This is a genomic window from Saccharopolyspora phatthalungensis (genome assembly GCF_014203395.1).
GTDB lineage: Bacteria > Actinomycetota > Actinomycetes > Mycobacteriales > Pseudonocardiaceae > Saccharopolyspora > Saccharopolyspora phatthalungensis.
The window spans coordinates 5,664,473-5,688,015 of record NZ_JACHIW010000001.1; the positions used below are offsets into that span (position 1 = coordinate 5,664,473).

The 23,543-nt window shown below is 67.8% G+C and carries 22 protein-coding genes; 10 read left to right on the forward strand and 12 right to left on the reverse strand.

Going from position 1 to position 23,543, the window contains the following annotated elements; all coding sequences use genetic code 11:
* Window positions 1-2: 2 nt before the first annotated feature.
* From BJ970_RS25935 to pdhA, 8 genes are all read right to left on the reverse strand, one after another.
* Entirely contained in the window at window positions 3-1,199 is a 1,197-nt protein-coding gene (locus BJ970_RS25935) for a CaiB/BaiF CoA transferase family protein (RefSeq protein ID WP_184729366.1), read from the reverse strand.
* 5 nt (window positions 1,200-1,204) lie between these two features.
* A complete protein-coding gene (locus BJ970_RS25940; RefSeq protein ID WP_184728617.1) occupies window positions 1,205-2,905 on the reverse strand; it encodes a thiamine pyrophosphate-binding protein in 1,701 nt (566 codons plus the stop codon).
* 34 nt (window positions 2,906-2,939) lie between these two features.
* Window positions 2,940-3,947: a MaoC family dehydratase gene (locus BJ970_RS25945; protein ID WP_184728618.1), complete on the reverse strand. Its 1,008-nt coding sequence runs from the start codon at window positions 3,945-3,947 to the stop codon at window positions 2,940-2,942.
* On the reverse strand, window positions 3,944-5,308 hold the full coding sequence (locus BJ970_RS25950) for an MFS transporter (protein WP_184728619.1): 1,365 nt from the start codon (window positions 5,306-5,308) through the stop codon (window positions 3,944-3,946). The genes BJ970_RS25945 and BJ970_RS25950 overlap by 4 nt, the downstream gene beginning before the upstream one ends.
* 60 nt (window positions 5,309-5,368) lie before the next feature.
* Complete coding sequence (locus tag BJ970_RS25955; protein WP_184728620.1) at window positions 5,369-6,322, reverse strand: MaoC/PaaZ C-terminal domain-containing protein; 954 nt, start codon at window positions 6,320-6,322, stop codon at window positions 5,369-5,371.
* 191 nt (window positions 6,323-6,513) lie between these two features.
* Window positions 6,514-7,755, reverse strand: a complete 1,242-nt coding sequence (locus tag BJ970_RS25960) for a dihydrolipoamide acetyltransferase family protein (RefSeq protein WP_221468228.1) — start codon at window positions 7,753-7,755, stop codon at window positions 6,514-6,516.
* A gap of 5 nt (window positions 7,756-7,760) precedes the next feature.
* Window positions 7,761-8,822, reverse strand: a complete 1,062-nt coding sequence (locus BJ970_RS25965; protein ID WP_184728622.1) for an alpha-ketoacid dehydrogenase subunit beta — start codon at window positions 8,820-8,822, stop codon at window positions 7,761-7,763.
* On the reverse strand, window positions 8,822-9,874 hold the full coding sequence (gene pdhA, locus BJ970_RS25970; protein WP_184728623.1) for a pyruvate dehydrogenase (acetyl-transferring) E1 component subunit alpha: 1,053 nt from the start codon (window positions 9,872-9,874) through the stop codon (window positions 8,822-8,824). Before pdhA ends, BJ970_RS25965 begins: the two co-directional genes overlap by 1 nt.
* 117 nt (window positions 9,875-9,991) lie before the next feature.
* Here pdhA and BJ970_RS25975 point away from each other — a divergent pair, with 117 nt between their 5' ends.
* Both BJ970_RS25975 and BJ970_RS25980 read left to right on the forward strand, forming a co-directional pair.
* Entirely contained in the window at window positions 9,992-10,480 is a 489-nt protein-coding gene (locus BJ970_RS25975; protein WP_246471019.1) for an Lrp/AsnC family transcriptional regulator, read from the forward strand.
* Window positions 10,481-10,558: 78 nt separating this feature from the next.
* Window positions 10,559-12,229: a transposase gene (locus tag BJ970_RS25980; RefSeq protein ID WP_446689094.1), complete on the forward strand. Its 1,671-nt coding sequence runs from the start codon at window positions 10,559-10,561 to the stop codon at window positions 12,227-12,229.
* Between the two features lie 810 nt (window positions 12,230-13,039).
* On the opposite strand, the gene BJ970_RS25985 is transcribed toward BJ970_RS25980, so the two are convergent.
* Window positions 13,040-13,840: an exodeoxyribonuclease III gene (locus BJ970_RS25985; protein WP_184728626.1), complete on the reverse strand. Its 801-nt coding sequence runs from the start codon at window positions 13,838-13,840 to the stop codon at window positions 13,040-13,042.
* A 191-nt stretch (window positions 13,841-14,031) separates the two neighbouring features.
* On the opposite strand from BJ970_RS25985, the gene BJ970_RS25990 reads away from it, so the two are divergent.
* Window positions 14,032-14,718 carry a GntR family transcriptional regulator gene (locus tag BJ970_RS25990; RefSeq protein ID WP_221467316.1) on the forward strand — a complete coding sequence of 229 codons (687 nt, stop codon included), beginning with the start codon at window positions 14,032-14,034 and terminating at the stop codon, window positions 14,716-14,718.
* Window positions 14,719-14,754: 36 nt separating this feature from the next.
* Here BJ970_RS25990 and BJ970_RS25995 read toward each other — a convergent pair whose 3' ends face one another.
* Both BJ970_RS25995 and BJ970_RS26000 read right to left on the reverse strand, forming a co-directional pair.
* Window positions 14,755-14,970, reverse strand: a complete 216-nt coding sequence (locus tag BJ970_RS25995; protein WP_184728627.1) for a DUF8847 domain-containing protein — start codon at window positions 14,968-14,970, stop codon at window positions 14,755-14,757.
* An 80-nt stretch (window positions 14,971-15,050) separates the two neighbouring features.
* Window positions 15,051-16,370: an MFS transporter gene (locus BJ970_RS26000; RefSeq protein WP_184728628.1), complete on the reverse strand. Its 1,320-nt coding sequence runs from the start codon at window positions 16,368-16,370 to the stop codon at window positions 15,051-15,053.
* Window positions 16,371-16,478: 108 nt separating this feature from the next.
* Here BJ970_RS26000 and BJ970_RS26005 point away from each other — a divergent pair, with 108 nt between their 5' ends.
* The 7 genes from BJ970_RS26005 (at window position 16,479) to BJ970_RS26035 (ending at window position 22,877) form a co-directional block, all read left to right on the forward strand.
* Window positions 16,479-17,381, forward strand: a complete 903-nt coding sequence (locus BJ970_RS26005; RefSeq protein WP_184728629.1) for a dihydrodipicolinate synthase family protein — start codon at window positions 16,479-16,481, stop codon at window positions 17,379-17,381.
* A 51-nt stretch (window positions 17,382-17,432) separates the two neighbouring features.
* A complete protein-coding gene (locus tag BJ970_RS26010) occupies window positions 17,433-18,002 on the forward strand; it encodes a DNA polymerase ligase N-terminal domain-containing protein (protein WP_184728630.1) in 570 nt (189 codons plus the stop codon).
* A gap of 5 nt (window positions 18,003-18,007) precedes the next feature.
* Entirely contained in the window at window positions 18,008-18,910 is a 903-nt protein-coding gene (gene ligD, locus BJ970_RS26015) for a non-homologous end-joining DNA ligase (RefSeq protein WP_312864411.1), read from the forward strand.
* 20 nt (window positions 18,911-18,930) lie between these two features.
* Entirely contained in the window at window positions 18,931-19,254 is a 324-nt protein-coding gene (locus BJ970_RS26020) for a hypothetical protein (RefSeq protein ID WP_184728631.1), read from the forward strand.
* A 64-nt stretch (window positions 19,255-19,318) separates the two neighbouring features.
* Window positions 19,319-19,810, forward strand: a complete 492-nt coding sequence (locus BJ970_RS26025) for a (2Fe-2S)-binding protein (protein WP_184728632.1) — start codon at window positions 19,319-19,321, stop codon at window positions 19,808-19,810.
* Window positions 19,807-20,793: an FAD binding domain-containing protein gene (locus BJ970_RS26030; RefSeq protein ID WP_184728633.1), complete on the forward strand. Its 987-nt coding sequence runs from the start codon at window positions 19,807-19,809 to the stop codon at window positions 20,791-20,793. Before BJ970_RS26025 ends, BJ970_RS26030 begins: the two co-directional genes overlap by 4 nt.
* Window positions 20,790-22,877 (forward strand): xanthine dehydrogenase family protein molybdopterin-binding subunit, encoded by a 2,088-nt coding sequence (locus BJ970_RS26035; protein ID WP_184728634.1) that lies wholly within the window; start codon window positions 20,790-20,792, stop codon window positions 22,875-22,877. Before BJ970_RS26030 ends, BJ970_RS26035 begins: the two co-directional genes overlap by 4 nt.
* Window positions 22,878-22,900: 23 nt before the next feature.
* Here BJ970_RS26035 and BJ970_RS26040 read toward each other — a convergent pair whose 3' ends face one another.
* Entirely contained in the window at window positions 22,901-23,284 is a 384-nt protein-coding gene (locus tag BJ970_RS26040) for a VOC family protein (RefSeq protein ID WP_184728635.1), read from the reverse strand.
* Window positions 23,285-23,543: the final 259 nt, after the last annotated feature.

Below are 23,543 nucleotides of genomic sequence, written 5' to 3' on the forward strand. Positions count from 1 at the left end.
GATCAGATCGCTCCTGCTTGGTGTAGCCGGATCAGGTCCTCGTCGGACATCCCCAGGATCGCCCGGTACACGTGCTCGTTGTCCTCGCCCACCCGCGGCGGCGCTTTGCGGACGGTGGGCGGGGTTTTTTCCATCTTGATCGGGTTGCCGGGCATGCGAATGGTTCCGAGTTCCGGGTGTTCGGACTCGACGATCATGTCACGCGCGGCGATCTGCGGTGACTTCGCTACCTCGGCGACGGAGGCGACCTTGGCGTTCGGCACGCCCGCCTCATCGAGCGTGTGCGCGATGTCGTCCGACGTGCGAGTGGCCGCCCACGCGCCGATCTCGCCCTCCAGGAATTCCTGGTGTTCCATCCTGCCCTGCACGGTGGCGAAGCGCGGGTCCTCGGTAAGGTCCGGCCGCTTCATCACCGCGCAGAGCTTGGGGAACAGCGAGGCCGTTCCCGCCTGGATGTAGATCGGGCCGTCCGCGGCCTCGTAGACGTTGACCGGTGCCGTCAGCAGGTCACGCGATCCGCTGCGCGGCATGTCCAGGTCGAGCATGAGCTGGGCGATGAGGCGGATGCCGAGGGCGGAAAACATCGTGTCGAACGACGCGACGTCCACGAGTTGACCTTCGCCCGTGCGTTCGCGGTGCAGGATCGCCAGCAGGGTACCGATCGCGGCCTGGTAGGCCGTGGTGTAGTCGGCGATGTAGGTGCCGCTTAAGGTCGGCTTCCCGTCGGGCTCACCGGTCATGCTCATGAGCCCGGACGACGCTTGCGAGATGGCGTCGAAGAGGGCGCGACGCGAGTCCGGTCCAGTCTGGCCGAAGCCGGAGACCGACACGAGGACGATGTCGGGGTTGAGCTCCTTCATGCGCTCGTAGCCGATGCCCATCTTCTCGATCGTGCCCGGGCGGTAGTTCTCCACCACGACATCCGCCCACTCGATGAGCCTTTCGAGGATGCCGAGGGCTTCGGGGTGGCGGGTGTCCAGGCTCGCGTCGTACTTGTTCCGGTGGTACAGGAACATGTAGATGCTTTCGTCCCGATGGTAGGGCCCGTGGTGGCGGGAGTCCTCCCCGCTGGGACGCTCGATCTTGACGACCTCGGCGCCGAAGTCGGCCAGGATCTGAGTGCACAGCGGCCCCGCGATGAACCGTGAGAGGTCCAGGACCTTCACTCCGGTGAGCGGCCCCGTTGTCGCTTCCGGCATCCTCGTCATCCCTCCTTCGTTTGCTGCGCGACGAACGACGGGAAGGTCCACGCGTTGACGGTGCGGTCGATCCGCACGTCCAGGACCACCGGCGCACCCGCGGCGAAGGCGTCCGCGACGCGTCGGCGCAGCTTAGGCAGGCTGTTGATCACCTCGCCGTCGACTCCCATCGCGCGGGCCGCCATGCCGAAGTCGACGGGTCCGAAGTCGACGCCGATCGTACGGCCGTTGAAGTGCAGTTCCTGTTCCTGCCGGATGTTGCCGTAGCTGGAGTCGTTGAGGACGACGATGCAGACGTTGCCGCCGACGCGCGCGAGCGTCTCGATCTCGCCGAGGCTCATGCCGAGCGAACCGTCTCCGATCATGGCGAGTACGGGGCGGCGAGGGTCGATCAGTGACGCCGCGATCGCAGAGGGCAGTGCGAACCCCATGTTGCCGAAGCCGACCGGCTTGATGTAGGTGTTGGGCCGTGTGATCTCCCAGAGGAACGACCACACACCGGGGTTTCCGGCGTCGGGGATCAGCAGGGTCTCTTCCGGCGAGACCTCGCGGAGGGTGCGCACGATGTCGGCCGGTGAGAGGTCTCCCTCGGCCTCGGTGTTCTGGACCTCCGAGCCCTGCCACCACACGGTGCGCGCCTTTTGCAGCGACGCGATCCACTCCGCGCGCCCGTGCCTGGCATTCTCGGCACGCTCGCCGACGGCCGCGACGAGGTCACGGGCGAACGAGCCGAGATCGCTCACCACCCCCTGGGTGACCTCGGAGTAGTAGCGGCCGATCATGGTCGGGTCGACGTCGACCTGGATGACCTCGGGCAGCTTGCGCTTCCACCGTCCCGTCGACACGGCGTTCAGGCTGTTGCCGAGGGCGAGCACGACGTCGGCATCGGCGAGGACCTCGCCGGACAGCGCGGTGCCCATCCGGCTGACAGCGCCGAACACGAGCGGATGGGTCGTCGGAACCGAGCCGATGCCGTTGAAGGTCGTGACGACGGGGATGCCGAGGGCGTCGGCGAGGGCCAGCACGTCATCGCTGGCGCGTGCGCGGTTGCCGCCGTTGCCCAGCCAGATGACCGGCCGATCGGCACTCAGCACGCGTTCGGCGACCCGGGCGAGGGCGACCGGGTTGGCGGAGGGGCGCTCGCTGACCCACTGCTGGCTCGGGTGCACCTCGGGAACGCTGGGCGGGTTGAGGACTTCGCCCTCGATGGTGTCGCGGGCGAAGTCGAGGTGCACCGGGCCGGGGTTGCCGGTGAGCGCGTTGACGTAGGCCTCTTCCATGGCCTGCTTGATCGACGAGGCGTGGGCCACGAGTCGGGAGTACTTGACGAGCGGCTTGATGAGCTCGACGTGGTCGGCGTTCTGCGCGTCGTCCTTGTGGATGTTCTCGCCGTTGTTGTTGCAGGTGAGAACAAAGCCGGGGCTGGAGTCGCGGTAGGCGCCGCCGACGCCGGTCAGGAGGTTGGTCGCGCCGGGGCCGGTGGTCGAGATGCAGGCGGCCGGCTTGCCGGTGAGTCGTCCGTAGGCATCCATCATCACGGCGGCCGCGTTCTCGTGGCGGGTGTGAATGACCTCGATCCCGGGGGTGTCGATGATCGCGTCGGTGATGGCGAGGGTCTGGCCGCCGACGACGCCGAAGACGTACTCGACGCCGAAGGAGCGCAGCATGTCAACGACGAGCTGGCCGCCGGTCTTGGGAGTGCTCATGTAGCGGATCGGCTTTCTGTGTCGGTGCGGTCGGTCAGGACGCGGGCACGGTCGCGCTGGCCCAGCCGGCCGTCATGAGACGGCCGTCCGAGTCGCGGCGTACCCAGATCTCCATGTCGACGTGGTGACCGTCGTCGACGGGGGTGACGGCGGTCACCACGCCGGTCGTGGTGAACTGCTCGAAGACGTCGAGCGGTGCGAGGAACTTGACTCGCATCCACCCCGAGGTGAGGAAGTTCGGTCCACATCGGAGGGTGAGCAGCTGGGCGAGGACCCCGAACTGCTGTTGGCCCTGCACGATCGGCGCTCGCAGGCCACCGGCGCGGGCCACGTCGATGTCGTTGTGGATGTTGCGGACGTATTCGCCGATGCGGCTGAACACGGCCGCCTGCTCGGCGGTGATCGTTTTGCGCAGTGGCGCGAGCACGTCGCCGACCCGGACGTCGGCGTCCACGGTCTCGATGACCCGTGCGTTGTCGTCCACTTCGCCGGTGACCCGGCGGCTCGGCGTCGCCGAGCCGCGCCCGCCGATCGCGCCGGGGGTGGTCTTGAGGATCTCGACGCCGCGGTGGCGGACGAGACTGCGGCCGTCCTCGCCGGTCGCCTGAGCCTCCATCACGACGTAGCCCTCGCCACGGCGTTCGTAGGCTTCCGTGTAGGTTCCGGTGAGCGTGACGATCTCGTCCAGCAAGGCCGGGTTGTCGAACCACATCTGTTCTTCGGTGTGGTAGCCGACGACCTTGCTGGCGGCGTAGACGAGCGTGAAGAGCTGGACGAGGTCATTGCCCAGCAACGCCGCGTGACCGATTCGTCGCCCGTTGAAGGGGCTTTCGTGCAGGTGCCAGGGCGAGTAGTCGTCGTGGGTAAAGGCGAAGCGCTTGATCTTGTGCTCGTCCACGACCACTTGCGCGGTGCCGAGCTTTTCGGGGATGTCGAGGTTCTCGAACTCCGGCTCCTTGAGCCCCGCCTCCAGATCCTCGGTCTTGAGGGCTCGACGCGGATCGGTCAGGTCCCGCCACGGGCTTTCGGACGGGTCGGTCATCGGGCTTCCTCGCTCTCTTCGCCGATGCGCGCCATGTCGGACTTGTTGGTCTCGGGGGCCATGACCGCGCAGGCCAAGCCGATCAGCGTGGAGATCGCCGTGATGAGGGCGATCGGCCAAGGATCTCCGTGCGTGGCGGCCAGCAGCGCCGTCGAGGCGAGCGGCCACAGGCCGATCAGGATGCTCGGGATCTGCGCTGCCAACGAGATACCGGTGTAGCGGACCTTCGTGCCGAACAACTCCGAGAAGAACGCCGGTTCGACGCCGTAGACCGCGCCTACTCCGATCGCGTAGGCAACGGCGTAGATCACGTACATCAGCAGGATGGAGTCGGAGTCGAGGATCCAGAAGAATGGGAACGCGACAACGGTTCCGACTACGGAGCCGATGATGAAGACCGCGCGCCGGCCGATCCGGTCGGACAGCTTGCCGAAGTAGTAGTAGGTGTAGATCGCCAGCGCAGCCGCGATCGTGCTGGCGAGGAGTACGTCCGTGCGCGGGATCTTGGTGTAGTTCGTCGCGAACGTGAGGCCGATCGTGAGGATGATGTAGCCGAAGACCGCCTCACCGAACCGCATGCCCATCGCGAGCAGCAGCGGCCGCTTGAACTTCCGGAACAGTTCGGCGATCGGCATCTTCTCTTTGGCGTCGGCGCTTTGTTGCTCCAGCCGTTCCTGTGCGGCTTGGAAGGCGGGTGTCTCGGTGAGCCTGAAACGGATGAACAGCCCGACCGCGATGAGCACGGCGCTGAGCAGGAATGGGACGCGCCAGCCCCACGAGAGCAGCGCATCGTCGGGCAGCAGTGAGACGAGCGCGAAAATGCTCGTGGAGAAGACCAGACCCACGGCGTTGCCGATCTGCGGGAAACTGCCGTATGCGCCACGTTTGTTCTCGGGCGCGTATTCGACCGCGACCAGCGACGCGCCGCCCCACTCCCCGCCGACGCCGAAACCTTGCACGAGCCGGAGCACGACCAGCAGCGTCGGGGCCCAGATCCCGATGTCCTTGGTCGTGGGTAGCAAGCCGATGAGGAAGGTCGAGATTCCCATCATCATGAGGGTGGTGATGAGCGCGGCCTTCCGGCCGAATTTGTCGCCGAAGTGGCCGAAGACGATGCCGCCCACCGGGCGGGCGACGAAGCCGACGCCGAAGACCGCGAAGGCAGAGAGCGTTCCGATGATCGGATCCGCGTTGTTGGGGAAGAACAATTTGCCGAACACCAGCGCGGAGGCGGTGCCGAAGATGAAGTAGTCGTACCACTCGACCGCGGTACCGACGAGGCTGGCGACGGCGGCCCGCTGGGCCAGCTTGGTACGTTCCCGCTCGGTTGCGGGGGGCGCGGTGGAGGAGGTTTCTGCCATGATGACTCCCTTGTCGATCTGAAGGCAGTTCGTTGAGCAGGGGGAAGCGGGGCTGGCCGGTCAGATCAACGAATGCGGACGATTCGGGTCGTCCTCGACGCGTGCGGAGGCCCAGCCGAGCGCGGTGCGCGTCCCGTCGGACTTGTCCACCCAGACTTCCAGGTCAAGCCGGTCGTCGCTGGCGCCGACGACGGCACCGCCGGTGGTCAGTTCGTCCCCGACGAAGGCGGGCGAAACGAAGCGCAGGTCGAGTTCGCCGGAGGTGAAAAAGCTCGCGCCGAAGACCTCGACCAGGTTGGCGATGATGAGCCCGGTTTGCTGCTGAGCCTGCACGATCGTGCGGTCGAGCCCGGAAGCGGCTGCCTTGGTCTGGTGCGTGTGCACGTTGGCGTAGCCGCGCCCGGCCCAGGAGAAGACCGACATCTGGTCCTGGGTGAATGTCGTTGTCCGCGTGGGGATGGCGGCGTGCTCGGGGGCGTCGAGCCGGGCCCGGCTGACCACGGGCAGGCTCGCGTCGACCGTGCCTCGTACCGTGCGCGGGCGTTGGTCGTTCGCGGCCCGGCTCTTGCCGACGACCTCGCCCGCGACGGTGCGCATGATCTCCTTGCCGACGTGGCGCACCAGCAGCCGCCCGTCCGCCCCGCGTGCTTCGGCTTCGAGTACGACGTAGCCCTGGCCACGGCGCTCGTACTTCTCGACGTAGCCGCCCTCGATCGTCACCGTCTCGCCCACGGGGATGGGGGAGTGGAACGTGAGGTGCTCGTGGGTGTGCAGGCCCTGCGCCGTGTTCCCGTCGTAGTTCTCGTAAAAGAGGAACAGCAGATCGTTGGCGAGCACGAGCGGGTGGCCGACCGGGCCGCCGAACGGTGAGTCGTCGAAGTACCAGGACCCGAAGTCGTCCTCGCTGTAGGCGTAGTCGAGCACCTTGCGTCGGTCGACCGTCACGCTAACCGGCCCCATCGGCTCGGGAACCTCGACCAGCTCGAAGCGAGCATCTTTCAGCTGCGACGCCATTGTCACCTCCACATCGGCCCCGGCGAGGGGGCACCGAAATGACTAGTTGTATAGACGACTTGGCGAGAAAGGTAGGCCGCGATTCCGGCGTTGTCAACCCGTCGTGAGGTCGGGCCGCGCGGAACCGAACCGATCCGGGGGCGGTGGTCTCCGATTTTGCCTAAACTTGGGAAGATCGGTGTGGCTCAGGCTCAGAGGTCGGCTAGGACCGCGACCGGGTTTTCGACGCAGTCCGCGACATAGCGCAGGAATCCTCCCGCGGCGCCTCCGTCGCAGACCCGATGGTCGAAGGTGAGGGAAAGTTGAGTCACCTTGCGGAGGGCTAGTTCGCCCTTGAACGCCCACGGTTTGTCGATGATCCGGCCGACGCCCAGGATCGCGGCCTCCGGGTGGTTGATGATCGGGGTCGAGCCGTCCACGCCGAACACGCCGTAGTTGTTGAGCGTGAACGTCCCTCCGGTCAGGTGCTGTGGTTCGAGTTCTCCCGTTCGGGCCAGCCCGGTGCGGTGCGCGATCGCCTCGGACAGCTGTGCCGTGCTCATCTGGTGGGCGTCGCGGACCACCGGAACCACCAGGCCGCGCGGGGTCTGCGCGGCGAAGCCGAGGTTGATGTGTCCGAACTGGACAATCTCGTTGCGCTCGATGTCCACCGAGGCGTTGAGTTCCGGGAAACGGCGCAGGCCGGCGATGCAGAACCGGGCGATCAACGACAACAGGCCGACATCGCTGCGCTGTTTGAGCACTGCGCGGGCGTCGAGCAGACCGGTCGCGTCGACGTCCACCCAGGTGGTGGCGTCGGGGATCTCCCGGCGGCTGCGGGTGAGCTTGTCGGCAACGGCGCCGCGCAGGCCGCGCAGCGGCGTGCGGATCTCGCCGTCCGGCTGAGCCGCCTGGACCGGTTCGGCATTTGCGGCGGCTTCCACATCACGGCGCAGGATAATGCCTCCCGGCCCGCTTCCATCCACATTGGATAGATCGACGCCTTGCTGTCGGGCGAGCCGACGCACGATCGGCGAAAGAACTCGCGGCGCACCGGCGCCATTAAATCGCGACCCCGCGTCCGATGGTTTTTGTGGCTCGGTATGCGCCGGGTTGGCGCGTCGGCGTCGGCGCGGCGCCGTGCTACCAGTGCCGTAGCCGACGAGCACATGGCCCGAACCGGCGCGTTCCTCGCTCCGGTGCTGCTCGTGGGTCGAGTCATCGCAGGAGATCGTGGTCAGCGGCGCTCCCACGGCCAGCACGTCACCGGCCGCGCCGTGCAGCGCCTCGACAACGCCCGCGTGGGGACAGGGCACGTCGACGACCGCTTTGGCGGTCTCCACCTCGACAACCACCTGGTCGGCCTCGACCCGGTCCCCGACCGCGACATGCCAGCGGACGACCTCCGCCTCCGTCAGGCCCTCACCGAGATCGGGCAGCGCGAATTCCGCCAAGCGCGTCATGCCGCGCCCTCCCGTTCGCGGTCGGCGACAAGAGCGGCGGGCACGCTCGTGCCGACGCCGTTGAGCCACCTGGTGTCCGGCCGGTCGTCCCACTGAAGCCGGGCCAGCGCGTCGAGCACTCGGTCGACGCTCGGCAGATGCGCGTGCTCCAGCTTCGGCGGCGGGTACGGCACGTCGAATCCCGCGACGCGCAACACCGGCGCGGCCAACGAGTGGAAGCAGCGCTCCTGCACCCGAGCCGCGATTTCCGCTGCCACTCCGGCAAATCCCGGTGCTTCTTGGAGCACCACGCAACGCCCGGTGCCGCGCACGGCGGCGCTGATCGTCTCGTCGTCGAACGGGACCAGGCTGCGTGCGTCGACCACCTGGACGTCCCAGCCCTCTTCCTTCGCGGCCTGGGCGGTCTCCATCGCCAGCGGCACCCCGGGGCCGTAGGCGATCAGCGTGGCGTCGCGTCCGGGTCGGCGGATCACGGCGCGGCCGATCGGCTCGGCGGTCGTCGGCAGCTCGATGTCCTGCTTCGACCAGTAGAGTTTCTTGGCTTCCAGGAACACCACCGGATCGGGGTCGCGGATGGCCTCGCGCAGCATCGAGTAGGCGTCCGCGGCGGTCGCCGGGGCGACGACCTTGAGGCCGGGCGTGTGCGCGTAGTAGGCCTCGCTGGAGTCGCAGTGGTGCTCGACGCCGCCGATGCCGCCGGCGAAGGGGACCCGGATGACGATCGGCAGGCCGACCGCGCCGCGCGTCCGGTTACGCATCTTCGCCACGTGCGAGACGACCTGCTCGAAGGCGGGGAAGGCGAACGCGTCGAACTGCATCTCCACCACCGGGCGGAATCCGGCCATGGCCAGGCCCACCGCGAATCCGACGATGCCGGACTCGGCCAGCGGCGTGTCGAAGCAGCGGTCCTCGCCGAACTCGGCCTGCAGCCCGTCGGTGATCCGGAAGACCCCGCCAAGCCGTCCGACGTCCTCGCCGAAGACCATCACGCGCTCGTCCTCGGCGATGGCGTCGCGAAGGGCCGCGTTGAGCGCCTGCGCCATGCTGGTCGGTGCCATTACAGCGCCTCCTGTTCGGACCGGAGCTGGGCGAGCTGCTCGGTCAACTGCGGCGTGGGTTCGGCGTAGACGTGCCGGAAGAGGTCTTCGGGATCGACCGTCGGCTCCGCCTGCATGCGCGTGCGCACCGCCACGGCGAACTCCTCGGCTTCCGCGGCGATCCGCTGCGCCCCGAGGTCATCGAGGTGGCCGTCGGCGCGCAGGTGACGTTCCAGGCGGCCGATCGGATCACGCTGCTGCCAGTGCTCGACTTCCTCCGGCGGCCGGTATCGCGCCGCGTCGTCGGCGTTAGTGTGCGGTTCCATCCGGTAGGTGTGGGCCTCGACCAGGAACGGTCCGTTCCCGGCTCGGGCGTGCGCCACCGCACTGTCCAAAACGGACAGCACGGCGGCGGCGTCGTTGCCGTCGACCTGCTCGCTGCGGACGCCGTAGCCGATTCCCTTGTGCGCCAGGGAAGGCGCGACGGACTGCTTGGCGAGCGGGACGCTGATGGCGTAGCCGTTGTTCTGCACAAAGAAGACCACTGGGGCGCGGAAGACCGCCGCGAAGTTGAGCGCTTCGTGGAAGTCGCCTTCGCTGGTGGCACCGTCGCCGAGCAACGCCATCGCCACCGTGGTGTTGCCCTTGCGGGCCTCGCCGTGGGCCAGGCCGACGGCGTGCAGGGTTTGGGTGGCGAGCGGGGTGCATTGCGGCGCGGTCCGGGTGGCCGGGACGTCGTAGCCGCAGTGCCAATCCCCGCGCAACAGCGTCAGCACCTCGACCGGGTCGATGCCGCGCGTCACCAGCGAAACCGAATCCCGGTAGGTCGGAAACAGCCAGTCCTCGGCACCGATGCTCAATGCCGCGCCGACCTGACATGCCTCCTGACCCCGCGAGGAAGGATAGACCGCCAATCGCCCCTGCTTGGTGAGCGTGGTGGCCTGCGCGTCGAAGCGGCGGCCGATCACCATCGCCCGGTAGGCGGCGAGCAGGCGTTCCGGTGCCGGTAAGCGGTAGTTCGGATCGGGCTGCTCCAGCAGCCGCACCGGGCTGCTCGACGGAAGCCATTCCACGGCCGACACCTCCTCAGGACGACTGGCTTGAAATAGTCCGGCAAGTCCGTCATGTGATACAAGTCATCCCAAGATAATCGGAACGAACGGCATCGGAGACGCATTATGGCCGACCAAATGTCCATCCGGATCGATTCGCGGCGCGGCCGGGCCGGACGATCGGCTCCGGCGCTGGACGAGGTAGACGCACGGATCGTCGACGAACTCGGCCGGGACGGGCGGATGTCCATCCGCACGCTGGCCGAGCAGGTGAACATTTCCCGGACCAACGCGCACGGCCGTGTTGAGCGGCTGATCGACAGCGGGGTGATCACCGGGTTCCACGCGCGGGTGGCACCGGCGAAGGTCGGGCTGGGGACGGCGGCGCTGATCGGCCTGTCCATCGAGCAGGACACCTGGCGCGAGGTGGCCCAGCGGCTCGCGGCGATCGATTACGTCGAGCACGTGGCCTTGGTGGCGGGCGAGTTCGACATCGTGGTCCGGGTCCGCACGGAGAACAACCTGTCCTTGCGGAACCTGGTCTTCGACCAGATCCAGTCGCTACCGGGAGTCCGCACCTGCCACACCTGGCTCATCTTCGACGAATTCGAACCAGAACACCGCTAGGTGGCTGGTGTTTTGGGTTGCTAAGGATCGGGGTGTGTCGGTGTTCCGTCGGGGTGATCGTTTGGCAGGATGTCGGGGGTGACGTTGGGACGCGCGCCGCGGCAGGGTGATCTGCTGCGATCGACGGTGGATTACTGTGAGGGCCGGGTCGCGGCGGGTTCGATTTATGGGGTGTTGCATCGGGAGTGCTTCAGTCTGTTCCCGGATGAGATGTTCGCGGATCTGTTCACCGATGTGGGTCGCCGGTCGGTGCCGCCGATGATCGTGGCGGTGGTGATGGTGTTGCAGCGTGTCGAGGGCCTGTCGGATCGGGAGGCGGTGGAGCGGTTCGCATTTGACACGCGCTGGAAGTACGCCGCCGGTGGCCTGGATTTCGACTATCCGGGGTTCGTGCACACCGTGCTGGTGGACATGCGGGCCCGGTTGGCCCGCTCGGCTCGGCCGGACCGGATCTTCGAGACGGTGCTGGATGTCGCGCGTCAGGCGGGTCTGGTCGGGTGCAGGAGGGTGCTGGACTCGACCCCGTTGTATGACGCGGTCGCGACGATGGACACCATCACCCTGATCCGCTCGGCGATCCGTGGTCTGCTGGCCACCGCTGAGGCCGGACTGGCCGCCCGGTTGCGGGCGGTGCTCACCTCCGGAGATGACTACGCCGGAGCGGGCAAACCCCTGATCGACTGGGACGACCAGGCCGCCCGGGAGGCGTTGATCGACTCCCGGGCCCGGGACGGGTTCGCGATGCTGACCCTGATGGAAGGCCAGAAGTGGACCAAGTGCGTGGATGAGGCCGCGCGCCTGCTGGCCACGGTGCTGGGCCAGGACCTGACCGAAGACAGCGACGGGGTGTTCCGGATCGCCCGCCGGGTCGCCCCGGACCGGGTCATCTCCACCGTCGATCCCGAAACCCGCCATGGCCACAAAACGCAGGCCCGCGGTTTCGACGGCTACAAAGGACATCTCGCCATCGACCCCGACAGTGAGATCGTCACCGCCACCGAAGTCACCCCCGGCAACAGCGGCGACGCCGAGACCGCCGAGACCCTCCTGTCCGACATCCTGCCCTCCGAAGCCGAAGCCGAAGCCGAAGCCGAAGCCGAAGCCGAAGCCGAAGCCGAAGCCGAAGCCGAAGCCGAAGCCGAAGCCGAAGCCGAAGCCGAAGCCGAAGCCGGGGATGAGGGTCAGGCCGCGGTATATGGGGATGCGGCCTATGGGGCGGGGGAATTGCTGGAAAGGCTGGACGAGAATGGGATCCACAATGGGCTCAAGGTGCAACCGCCGGCTGCGGTGAAAGGCCATTTTCCCAAGGACCGTTTCGATATCGACCTTGAGCAGCAGACCGTGACCTGCCCGGCCGGGCATACCGCACCCATTCGCGCCCGTGAGCGTCACGCTGGGGCGGCCAACTTCGGCGTCGTGTGCGCCACCTGCCCGCTGGCCGCACAGTGCACCACCGCCAAGACCGGCCGCACCATCACCATCAGCCCCCACGAAGCCGCACTGGCCGCCGGTCGTGCCCGCCAGACCGACCCCGCCTGGAAGGCTGACTACCGCGCCACCAGGCCCAAAGTCGAACGCAAGATCGGCCACCTGATGCGCCACCGCCACGGCGGACGACGGGCCCGTGTCCGAGGACTGCGGAAAGTGGCCGCTGATTTCTCGCTGCTGGCCGCCGCGGTCAACCTCGCTCGACTGGGCGTGCTCGGGATAACCCGCAAGGCAGGCGGATGGGCCGTGACGACCGCCTGACCAGACCAACGCCCAGCCCATCACCAACACCACACGTCCTCCCCACCGATAACCGGCACACGCGACACACAAACCCACCGACCACACTCGAAAACGATCGGCAATCACACCCACCGCCCGCCACGCTAAGACCAGAGCAAACACCTCAAAACCCCGTTCGACACCAGCCACCTAGAGAGGGTTTCAAAAGTGGTTTGCTTAGCGGTGCGGGCAGCGGAACCTCAGACGCCGCCTGGACTCCGCCGATCCCCGACTGATGTATGCCCAATACACGGCGCTGGGGCTGTCCTCGCCAGACGACGCCTGAGAACCCGCAGCGGTGCAAGCTGAGTCCCACACCGCAAGCGGCTTACGCCGCTTATAAAGACCCTGGGTGGTGGGTGGGTGACGATCATTTTGGCGACTTGTGCGGCGCGTACCGGGGGTTCCTGGCGTAGTCGAGGTGCCCCGATTTTTGTTGCATTTCTTGAAAAAGGAGGCTTCATGTTGCGTCGTGCGGTAACCGCATTCCTGCTGAGCGGCTTGGTGATGGCGGCTGCGGCAACATTGGCAAGGCAAGTGCGCAAGTAGACCCCCTCGCCGCGGTCACATGCGTTACAGAGTCAGCGACAGCCCTCGCCGTGGATGCCGTGACTGGCTGCGTCGCCCCTTAGCGGCTGCTGACCCGTGCGCTCGCTGCGTGCCGCAATGGCCAACCTCGCCCGGTCCGTGGCGCTTGACGCGCTGGAAAGCCGGATCGCGAAGCTGGTCCATGAGCGCTCGTGAGCGGATGTTTCCGGTAACCGGTTCGCCGCTCACGAGCCGCTCGGCTCAGGGCAGGTCGAGGTCGACGACCACCGGGGCGTGGTCCGAGGTTCCCTTGCCCTTGCGGGCCTCACGGTCGACGTAGGAGTCGGTGACCGCGTTGGTGAACTTCTCGTTGCCGTAGACCAAGTCGATGCGCATGCCCTGGTTGTTCGGGAAGCGCAGCGCCCGGTAGTCCCAGTAGGTAAAGGCGACGTCGTACTTCAGGGCGCGCGGATGGACTTCCGTCAGGCCGGTTTCCGTGAGCGCGGCAAGGGCTTTGCGCTCGTCGTCGGTGACGTGGGTGCTGTCGGCGAAGGCAGTGATGTCCCAGACGTCGGCGTCGGTCGGGGCGATGTTGAAGTCGCCGAGCACGGCGAACGGCCGGGGCGCGGTGAGCTCCTCGATGGCGGTAGCGCGCAGCGCGTCGAGCCACCGCAGCTTGTAGGAGTAGTGCGGGTGGCCGACTTCACGGCCGTTGGGGACGTAGACCGACCACACCCGGATGCCGCCGCAGGTCGTGCCGATCGCCCGGGGCTCCTGGGTCTCGAACATCGCGCCATCGGCTTGGTAGCCCGGCTCGTCGAGCAGCCCGTGGCGCACCTCGTCGATGCCGACCTTGGACAGCACGGCCACGCCGTTCCAGCGCCCGGTGCCGTGCGCGGCGACCTCGTAACCGAGCTCGCCGACTTCGTCGGAGGGGAAGGCATCGGCGGCGCACTTGAGCTCCTGGACGCACAGGACGTCCGGTTCGGCGGTGCCCAGCCAGTCGAGCAGCTTGGGCAACCGAGCACCGACGGAGTTGACGTTCCAGGAAGCGATCCGCATACCCGAACCTTGTCACACACCGCCGCCAACGGTTGCGGGGCACCCTTAAGCAACCGAGAGCTTTCGCCGTCGCCTTCGATGTTCATCCTGCCCGGTGTGACCACGGTGAACTGGCGCATCAGATGTACAGTTCTATGGCGGGGTCCGGGGCGGTGAATGCTGGCACCGGCGAAGGCACAGGAGGGCTCGGGGTGAACGCCTATCCGGTCGAAAACCGGGCGCAGGTCGGCATCGTGACCGACAAGCTGTCCGACCAGATCTACCGGCTGCTGCGAGAGCGCATCGTGCGCGGCCAGCTCCGGGCGGCGTCGCGGATCGATCTGCCCGCGCTGATGGCCGAGCTGGGGATCTCCAAGACGCCGCTGCGGGAGGCACTGGCCCGGTTGGAACTGGACCACCTGGTGGTCACCAAGCCCCGCTCGGGCACCTACGTCGCGGAGTTGACCGTCGAGGACATCCGCGAGGTCTGCGACCTGCGCAAGGGATTCGAGTGGGTGGCCACCTTCGAGGCGACCTCGAAGATGCCCGCCGCGCTGCTGCGCGAGCTGCGGGCCGAGATCGTCGACGCGGAACAGCAGGCTCGCGACGGCAACTACGACCCGTTTTTCGCCAGCGACCTGCGGTTGCACCGGACGATCGTGCAGCATTCCGGAAACCGGCGGCTGATCCGTGCGCGCGAGGCGCTGGAGGCCTATGTGGACTGGATGCGGGTGGTCGGCGCGACCGGAGTGCACCGCATCGCCGGGTCCACCCGCCGGCACCTGGAGATCGTCGACGCCATGCTGGCCGGAAAAGCGGAGCAGGCGCGAGACGCGGCAGCCATACATGTCGAAGAAGTCAAGGTGTGGACCATCGAAGACTTCGCCCAACTCCGCTAGGTGCCGCGTGATCGACTTGCGCGCGGCGGCGTCCGCTCAGTGGAACATGGCCTGTTCGCCCGCGTACTGGTAGCGCCACACGCCGTCCGCGCGGCGGTCTTGCCGGTCGTAGCGGGCGCAGGGCGCTTCGTCGTCGCGCGGCGACGGGAAGGTGAACTGCCCGATCGGTAAGTCCGTTTCCGGCGCGGGGATAATGAACGAGCGGCCGTCCTCCGGGCCGCCGATCAGCTCGGCGTGTACATGCTGCTGCATAGGTCGTCTCCCTCGGCCACACCACCAGTCGGTTCCTCGCCTCCCATATGACCAAATCAGGCCGCTTCCGGTCCCAGACTTCACCCGATCGTCTCAATGCGACGCCGCTCACCGGCGCTCAGCGGCAGTGCGCAAACGGCCGACAGCAATGCGACGACGACCATGTAGGCCACCACTAGCCAGGGCGCGCCGCCCGCGGCGGTGAGCAGGGCGGTGGCGATCAGTGGGGAGAGCCCGCCGCCGAGGGTGGCACCGACCTGCTGGGTCAGCGACAGGCCGGTGTAGCGGACGGCGACCGGGTAGAGCTGGGCGAAGAACGCGCATTGCGGGCCGTACATCGCGCCGTGCCCGACGGCGAGGCCCAGCGTGATCGCCACCCCGATCAGCAGCGGGTCGGTGCTGCCGAGCAACAGGAAGAACGGTGCGGCCAGGACTACCTGGAACAGCGCGCCGAACACGTAGAGGCGGCGTCGGCCGATCCGGTCGGAGAGGGCACCGAACAGCGGCAACGTGACGCATTCCAGGGCGCAGCCGATGAGCACCGCGACGAGAACCGTCGATTTCGCAACGTCGAGCTGCGTTGTCACATAGCTGATCGCCACCACGTAGTAGACGTTGAACAGGCCGCTTTCGGCGAGCTTGGCGCCGATGCTCAGCAGCACGTCCTTGGGATGCCGGGCCAGTACCTGCAGCAGCGGTGGTTTGGCGGCCGGGCGGTCGGTGCGCCGGAGCTGTTGGAACGACGGGCTTTCGGTGATCCGCAGCCGGATGTAAAGCCCGACGGCGACCAGCAGGATGCTGGCCAGGAACGGCAGCCGCCAGCCCCACGACAGGAATTGGTCTTCGGGCATGCCCGCGGAAAACAGTGCGAGCAGCGCGGTGGGCAGCAGCACCCCGGCGGGGGTGCCGATGTGCACCAGGCTGCCGTAGAAACCGCGGCGGTCGGCGGGGGCGTGCTCGATGGTGATCACAGCGCCGCCGCCGTATTCGCCTCCCATGCCGAGGCCCTGCAGCAGGCGGATGAGCAGGAGGGTGATCGGTGCCCAGAGACCGATCGCGCCGTAGGTCGGCAGCAGGCCGATCGCCACCGTGCTCAAGCCCATGATCAGCAGCGTGGCGACGAGCATCTTCTTGCGCCCCAGCCGGTCGCCGAAGTGGCCGAAGAGCAGCCCGCCGAGCGGGCGGGCGAGGTAGCCGACGAAGAACGTGGCGAACGCGGCCATCGTGCCGACCAGCGGGTCGTGCGCGGGGAAGAAGAGTTTGTCGAAGACCAGCGCGGCAGCGCTGGCGTAGAGAACGAAGTCGTAGTACTCGATCGTCGTGCCGATCGCGCTGGCGATGGCCACCCGTCGCACGAGTGCGGTGTCGACAGGTGCGTTGGTGCTCGTGGATACCGTCATTGGTCGCCGCCCAACTGATACTTCAGAACTGGAATATCAGATGTTAGATTGCATGCCGGTGTCGCGTCCAGGCCCAATCCGGACGCCCGTCGATGCTGGAGGACAGCAATGGTTCAGCAGCAAGTCCAGGGGAAACCGCTCGGTGGCATCGTCTCCACCGTGGTGACGCCGTTCGACGCCGACGACGGCATCGATGAAGATCTCCTACGCGGCGAGATCCGCTACCTGCTCGACACCGGGGTGCACGGCATCTGCGCGTGCGGCAGCACCGGTGAGGGGCACACCCTGTCGGTCGAGGAAAGCGCTCGCATCTGCGAGATCGTGGTCGACGAGGTGGCCGGGCGGGTGCCGGTGATCGGCGGGATCATCCAGAACTCCACCGCGCAGGCCGTCCGCTACGGACACGCGCTGAAGGCCACCGGCGTGGACGCGTTGCAGATCACGCCGGTGCACTACGTTTTCGCGCCCTCCGGCGACGAGATCGTCGGGTACTACGAGCGGATCGGTAACGAGGTCGGGCTGCCGATCATCGTTTACAACGTCGTGCCGTGGGCGCTGATCCCGGCCGAGGTGATGGACCGCGTCGCCGACCTGCCGCAGGTGGTGGGGATCAAACAGAGCGGCGGGGACATGCACCTGGTCGCCGACCTGATGGAACGGGTCAGCGACCGGTTGACCGTGCTGGCGGCCGTCGACGACCTGATGTACGCGTCCTTCGTGCTGGGCGCGGACGGCGCGCTGGCGGCGATCCCGACCGTCACGCCCCAATTGAGCGTGCAGTTGTGGGATGCCGTGCAGGCCGGTGATCACGCGCTGGCCCGCAGCCTGCACGCGCGGATCCTGAAGGTTTGGCGGGCCATCGAAGCACCCAACCTGCCGGCCCGGATCAAGGAAGCGTTGCGCTTGCAGGGGCGCGGCGGCGGCTTGCCCCGGCATCCGTTCACCCCCGTCTCGGAGGCCGAAAGTGAGGCGATCAAAACGGCACTGTCCTCGGCCGGCCTCCTGGCCTGATGTGGTGGTGGCCCACGGTTAACCCGTCGGCCACCCGGGTACGCCGACGGCATGTCCAAGGACAAGTTGGCTACGTACCGCCGCAAACGAGACCTCGACAGATCCGGGGAACCCGTCGGCGGCGAGCCGGCCGAGCAGCCCCGCTTTGTAGTGCAGAAGCACGACGCATCGAGCCTGCACTACGACTTCCGGCTGGAGGTCGAAGGGGTGCTCAAGTCGTGGGCCGTGCCGAAGGGGCCGTCGCTGGACCCCCGCGAGAAACGGCTGGCCACCCCGACCGAGGATCACCCGTTGGACTACCTCGAATTCGAAGGCGAGATCCCGGAGGGCTACGGCTCGGGCACGGTCGTCGTGTGGGACACCGGAACCTACCGCAACGACACCGAGAAGGACGGCCAGCGGGTCGCGATGGCCGATGCGCTCGCCGCCGGGCACGTCAAGGTATGGCTCCGCGGCGAGAAGCTGCGCGGCGATTTCGCCCTGTCCCGCACCCGGTTTCGCGGCCGCGAGCAGTGGCTGCTGGTGAAGGTGGACGACGAGGGCGCCGACCGGCGGCGCAATCCGGTCAGCACCCAACCCGAGTCGGTGCTCACCGACCGGACCAACGACGAAGTGCGGTGAAGCCAGTGACTGCGCAGTTGGAGGTCGAGGGGCGGCGGATTGAGCTGTCCAACCCGGACAAGTCCCTTTACCCCGATGACGGCTACCGGAAGCGGGACGTCGCCGAGTACTACCGCTCCGTGGCGGACGTCATGGTGCCGCACACGCGCGGCAAACCGCTCACCTTGCGCCGGTTTCCGGACGGCATCGGCTCCGGAGGCTTCTTCCAGAAGGAAGCCTCGGACTACTTCCCGGACTGGGTGCGGGTGGAGGCCGTGCCGCAGCGGGGCGCGGCCGGCGCGGTGCACCACGTCGTCCTCGACGATGCGGCGACCCTGCTCTACCTGATGAACCAAGCGTGCCTGGAGTTCCACATTGTATTGTCCACAGTGGAGGATTTGGAGCACCCGGTTCTCGTGGTGCTTGACCTGGACCCACCGGAGGGCGTGCCGTTGCCCGAACTCCGCGGCGTGGTACGGCTGATGTGCGAGCGGTTCCGGGACGCTGGGCTGTCGCCGCGCGTGCAGGCGACCGGCGGCAAGGGCTTCCATGTGGCCGCTCCACTGCGCGGCGAGCGGGGTTTCGACGAGGTCCGGGCGGGCATGCGGGCGCTCGCCGAGCAAGCCGTGCGCGACGAACCGGATCGGCTCACCGTCGAGCAGCGCAAGGACAAGCGGGGGGACCGGATCTTCCTGGACACCAACCGCAACGCCTACGGCCAGACGATGATCGCGCCTTATTCGTTGCGTGCCCGCCCCGGCGCCCCGGCCGCGACGCCGCTCGATCTAAACGAGCTCGGCCGCGTGGCACCGCAGTCGTACGGCCTCGCGAACATGGCGCGTCGGCTGGCCCAGAAGGAAGACCCCTGGGCGGGCCTGGAAGACACGCGATACGGGAGTGACTTTCCACATCCCGACAAACACGACTAGCTAGCTGGAAGGAGAGGCAGATGTCGGACCGGCAGCAGGGCGCCGAGGAGTCGGAGCCGACCACCCTGCGGCCCGAGGAGAGCTTCGACGCTGACGAGCTCGGCGGCGACCCGACGGAACGGGAAGTCGAGCCGCCCGAACACTGGTCCGCGGTGACCGAGAGCCGCCCGACGCCACGAGAGGATCGGGAAGGCGAATCGCTCAACGAGCACTTGGCCGAGGAGGTACCCGACATCGAGCCGGTCGAGCAAGTGCCGCTCGCCGAATCGGGCATCAACGCGCTCGACGACACCACCGACGAGCGTGCCGCCGAGGAGGTGGCCGACTCCGGCGAGGAGCCCTGAACCGCGTGCGTGATGCGGCGGCTTCCCGGGTAAGCCTGGTGAACAGGCTCTAGGGGAGGCGACCGTGGAAACCGAAATCACCCTTGTGGTGGACGGAACCGAGCACCGGCTGATCGTCGATACGCGAACGACGGTACTCGACGCTCTGCGGGAGCGGTTGGGGATCACCAGCCCGAAGAAGGGCTGCGACCACGGCCAGTGCGGCGCCTGCACCGTGCTAGTAGGCAACCGCCGGGTCGACAGCTGCCTGATGCTGGCGGTGGCCTTCGACGGCGCGGACATCCGCACCGCGGACGGGCTGGCCGGCGCCGACCTCCACCCGGTGCAGCGGTCGTTCATCGAGCACGACGCGTTCCAATGCGGGTACTGCACGCCCGGCCAGGTGGTTTCGGCGGTGGGCGTGTTGTGCGAGATGCACGACGACGAGCCGAGCGCGGTCACCCCGGACGGGGCCGGGCTCGAAGATGAGATCCGCGAGCGGATGAGCGGAAACCTCTGCCGCTGCGGCGCGTACGCCAACATCGTGCCGGCCATCGCGGAGGTGGCGCAGCGATGAAACCGTTCCGCTACCAGCATGTGGCCGACGTCGACAGCGCGGTGCGCACCCTCTCCGAAATATCCACCGCGGCGTACCTGGCCGGCGGCACCAACCTGGTCGATCTGATGAAGCTTGAGGTCGCGGTGCCCGACCTGCTCGTCGACGTCCGGCGGCTCACCTCCGACCGGATCGACCTGCACCCCGACTTCGTGCGCATCGGCGCTTCGGTCACCAACAGCGCCCTGGCCGCCGATCCGGCCATCCGCGAGCGCTTCCCGATGCTGTCGCAGGCGGTGCTCGCGGGCGCGTCCGGGCAGCTGCGAAACCTCGCCACCGCCGGCGGGAACCTGTTGCAGCGGACCAGATGCGTGTACTTCCAGGACGTCACGACACCGTGCAACAAGCGGGAACCGGGGACGGGCTGCTCGGCGCGGAAAGGTTTCCACCGCGAGCACGCGATACTCGGTTCCTCCGAGTCATGCATCGCCACGCATCCGTCCGACATGGCAGTGGCGCTGGTCGCCCTCGACGCGGTAGTGAACACCCAGGGACCGCGCGGGCCACGAGCGATTCCACTGGTCGGACTGCATCGGCTGCCCGGTGATCACCCCGAGCGCGACACGGTTCTGGAGCATGGGGAGCTCATCACCTCGATCGACATCCCGTCACTGGGCTTCGCGACGAACTCCCGGTACCGCAAGGCACGCGACCGCGCGTCCTACGCGTTCGCGCTGGTGTCGGTGGCCGCCGCGCTGGACGTGGCCGACGGCGAGGTGCGCGACGTCCGGCTGGCGCTGGGCGGTGTCGCGCACAAGCCGTGGCGCGCGACTCGGGCCGAGACATCGCTGCGCGGGGTTAGCGCGACCGCGGAGGCTTTCCGCGAGGCAGCGGAGGCGGAACTCGCCGACGCCCGCCCCTTGCCAGACAACGAGTTCAAGATCCCGCTGGCGCGCAACATGATCGTCGGCATCCTCACCGAGCTCGCGGAGGCGCGGCGATGACCGTCACGACCAGCCTGATAGGCGCACCGGTCGACCGCATCGACGGCGCCGAGAAGGTCCGGGGCGCCGCGCTGTACGCCGCCGAGCACCCGGTCGAGCGGCCGGTGTACGTGTTCCCATTGCAGGCCGCCATCGCACTGGGCCGGGTCACCGGCATCGACGCCTCGGCGGCGATCGCCGAACCGGATGTGGTGGACGTGCTGACCCACGAGAACGCGCCCCGGCTGGCCTCGGCCCAGGACGCCGAACTGGCGATCCTACAGTCGCCCGAGGTCGCCTTCCGCGGGCAGTTCATCGGCGCGGTGCTGGCCGAAACCGCTGAAGTCGCACGGCGCGCGGCGAGCCTGGTGCGGCTGAGTTACGAACAGCTCACCCATGACGTCGAGCTCCACCCGGCCCGTGCGGACCTGGTCCGGCCCGGCGAGGTCAACGGCGGCTTCCCGACCGACACCGCCGATGGGGATGTGGACGGCGCACTGGCCACCGCGGCGGTCGTCCTCGACGCCACCTACACCACCCCGCAGGAGCACAACAATCCGCTGGAGCCGCACACCACCATCGCGATGTGGACCGACGACGAGCTCACCCTCTACGACTCTACCCAGGGCGTGCACTGGGTGCGCGACGCCATCGCGACGCTGTTCGGCCTGGATCCGGAGTCGGTCCACGTGGTGTGCCCGCACGCCGGTGGCGGATTCGGCTCGAAGGGGCTGCCGCACGCGCACGTGGTGCTGGCCGCGATGGCCGCGCGGCTCGTCACCCCGCGCCCGGCGAAGCTTGTGCTGACCCGACAGCAGATGTTCTCGGTGGTCGGCTACCGCACCGGCACCATTCAGCGGATCCGCCTCGGCAGCGACTCGACCGGACAGTTGACCGCGATCAGCCACGACGTGGTGGAGCAGACCTCCCGCATCAAGGAGTTCGCCGAGCAGACCGCCGTGCCGACTCGCGTCATGTACGCCGCACCGAACCGCCGCACCACCCACCGGCTCGCCGAACTCGACGTTCCGGCGCCGACGTGGATGCGGGCCCCAGGGGAGGCACCGGGCATGTTCGGGCTGGAGGTCGCCGTGGACGAGATGGCGATCGCCTGCGGGCTGGACCCCATTGAGTTCCGCATCCGCAACGAACCGGACACCGATCCCGAAACCGGTCGGCCGTTCTCCAGCCGGAACCTGGTCGCCTGCCTGCAAGAGGGAGCTCGGCGGTTCGGCTGGCCGGAGCGGAACCCGAGACCGCGCACCCACCGCGACGGGCCCTGGCTGGTGGGCACCGGCGTGGCCGCCTCGACCTATCCGGTGTTCAGCATGCCGGGCTCGCGCGCCACCATCCGGGCCCGGCCGGACGGCCGGTACCGGGTGCTCATCGGGGCCGCCGACATCGGCACCGGGGCCTGGACCGCGCTGACCCAGATCGCCGCCGACGCGCTGGACGTCGAGATGTCCGACGTGATGCTGAGCATCGGCGACACCGACCTGCCGTATGCCTCCGGCGCCGGCGGCTCGACCGGGATCATGTGCTGGGGCTCGGCGATCGTGGACGCGGCGCGCAAGCTGCGTGCGGAACTGCCCATCGGGGAACCGATCCCGGACGAGGGCGTGGAGATCACCGGGACGCTCCCGGACAACCCGTACGCGGGTCAGCTGGCCATGCACAGCTTCGGTGCGCAGTTCGCCGAGGTCAAGGTGCACACCGGCACCGGGGAGGTGCGGGTACCGCGGCTGCTGGGGATCTTCGCGATCGGCCAGATGATCAACGCCAAGACCGGCCGCTCACAGCTGCTCGGTGGAATGACCATGGGGCTGTCGATGGCGCTGCACGAGCACAGCGTCGTGGACCCCCGGTTCGGTCACGTGGTCAACCACGACTTCGCGGAGTACCACATCCCGACCAATGCCGATATCGGCAGCATCGAGGCGGACTGGATCGACGAGCACGACCCGTACGTGAACCCGATGGGAGCCAAGGGAATCGGTGAGATCGGCATCGTGGGCACCGCGGCGGCGATAGCCAACGCCGCGTATCACGCCACCGGGATCCGAGTCCGGGACGTTCCCATCACCCTGGACAAGTTCCTGGCCTGACCAGCTGAAATGTGGCCTCGCGGCTACCCGCCGCTGCCGTAGGGCCGGGTGAGGATTTCCAGGATGTGGCCGTCGGGGTCGTCGAAGTAGACGCCACGGCCGCCGTCCCGGGTGTTGATCCGCCCGGGCTCCTGATGCCTCGGACCCGCCCAGTACGCCAGCTCCTGCGCCTTGATCCGCCCGAAGATCTCGTCGAACTCCTCCTCGCTGATCAGGAACGCATAGTGCTGCGGGACGATCGCGTCCCCGGTCTCCAGGTAGTCCAGGGACACGTCGTTGCCGGTCTGCACACACATGAACGGACCGAAGGGCTCCGGGGCCGGCAGGCCGAGCAGGTCGGCCAGGAACCGTGCGCCGGCGACCTTGTCCGAGGTGGCGACGATCGTGTGGTTGAGCTGAACGGACATCGGTTTGCTCGCTTTCACTCGTCGTACTGCCGTATCCCCGAGGTTAGGAGCTCTACCAAGGTCGAGGTCAATGCACACCGGTGCCGGAATCAACCGGCGCATCGCTCATCCGGGTGGCCAATGGCCGGATCGGGTACCCGCCGGCATACCGTGTGGTCGAAGTCCGCGGAAACGATCATGCGACGTTCCCGCCGTCGACGTTCTGGCGCTGGTCCGCCGACATTTTCTCGTCGAGGGCCCCTTGGCCGATTCGTGGTGA

What these genes read in the sequence shown, in the direction of transcription:
- BJ970_RS25935 (WP_184729366.1), bottom strand. Translation starts at nt 1,199, where the DNA reads ATGCCGGAAGCGACAACGGGGCCGCTCACCGGAGTGAAGGTCCTGGAC.
- BJ970_RS25940 (WP_184728617.1), bottom strand. Translation starts at nt 2,905, where the DNA reads ATGAGCACTCCCAAGACCGGCGGCCAGCTCGTCGTTGACATGCTGCGC.
- BJ970_RS25945 (WP_184728618.1), bottom strand. Translation starts at nt 3,947, where the DNA reads ATGACCGACCCGTCCGAAAGCCCGTGGCGGGACCTGACCGATCCGCGT.
- BJ970_RS25950 (WP_184728619.1), bottom strand. Translation starts at nt 5,308, where the DNA reads ATGGCAGAAACCTCCTCCACCGCGCCCCCCGCAACCGAGCGGGAACGT.
- BJ970_RS25955 (WP_184728620.1), bottom strand. Translation starts at nt 6,322, where the DNA reads ATGGCGTCGCAGCTGAAAGATGCTCGCTTCGAGCTGGTCGAGGTTCCC.
- BJ970_RS25965 (WP_184728622.1), bottom strand. Translation starts at nt 8,822, where the DNA reads ATGGCACCGACCAGCATGGCGCAGGCGCTCAACGCGGCCCTTCGCGAC.
- BJ970_RS25975 (WP_246471019.1), top strand. Translation starts at nt 9,992, where the DNA reads ATGTCCATCCGGATCGATTCGCGGCGCGGCCGGGCCGGACGATCGGCT.
- BJ970_RS25985 (WP_184728626.1), bottom strand. Translation starts at nt 13,840, where the DNA reads ATGCGGATCGCTTCCTGGAACGTCAACTCCGTCGGTGCTCGGTTGCCC.
- BJ970_RS25995 (WP_184728627.1), bottom strand. Translation starts at nt 14,970, where the DNA reads ATGCAGCAGCATGTACACGCCGAGCTGATCGGCGGCCCGGAGGACGGC.
- BJ970_RS26000 (WP_184728628.1), bottom strand. Translation starts at nt 16,370, where the DNA reads ATGACGGTATCCACGAGCACCAACGCACCTGTCGACACCGCACTCGTG.
- BJ970_RS26005 (WP_184728629.1), top strand. Translation starts at nt 16,479, where the DNA reads ATGGTTCAGCAGCAAGTCCAGGGGAAACCGCTCGGTGGCATCGTCTCC.
- BJ970_RS26010 (WP_184728630.1), top strand. Translation starts at nt 17,433, where the DNA reads ATGTCCAAGGACAAGTTGGCTACGTACCGCCGCAAACGAGACCTCGAC.
- BJ970_RS26020 (WP_184728631.1), top strand. Translation starts at nt 18,931, where the DNA reads ATGTCGGACCGGCAGCAGGGCGCCGAGGAGTCGGAGCCGACCACCCTG.
- BJ970_RS26030 (WP_184728633.1), top strand. Translation starts at nt 19,807, where the DNA reads ATGAAACCGTTCCGCTACCAGCATGTGGCCGACGTCGACAGCGCGGTG.
- BJ970_RS26035 (WP_184728634.1), top strand. Translation starts at nt 20,790, where the DNA reads ATGACCGTCACGACCAGCCTGATAGGCGCACCGGTCGACCGCATCGAC.
- BJ970_RS26040 (WP_184728635.1), bottom strand. Translation starts at nt 23,284, where the DNA reads ATGTCCGTTCAGCTCAACCACACGATCGTCGCCACCTCGGACAAGGTC.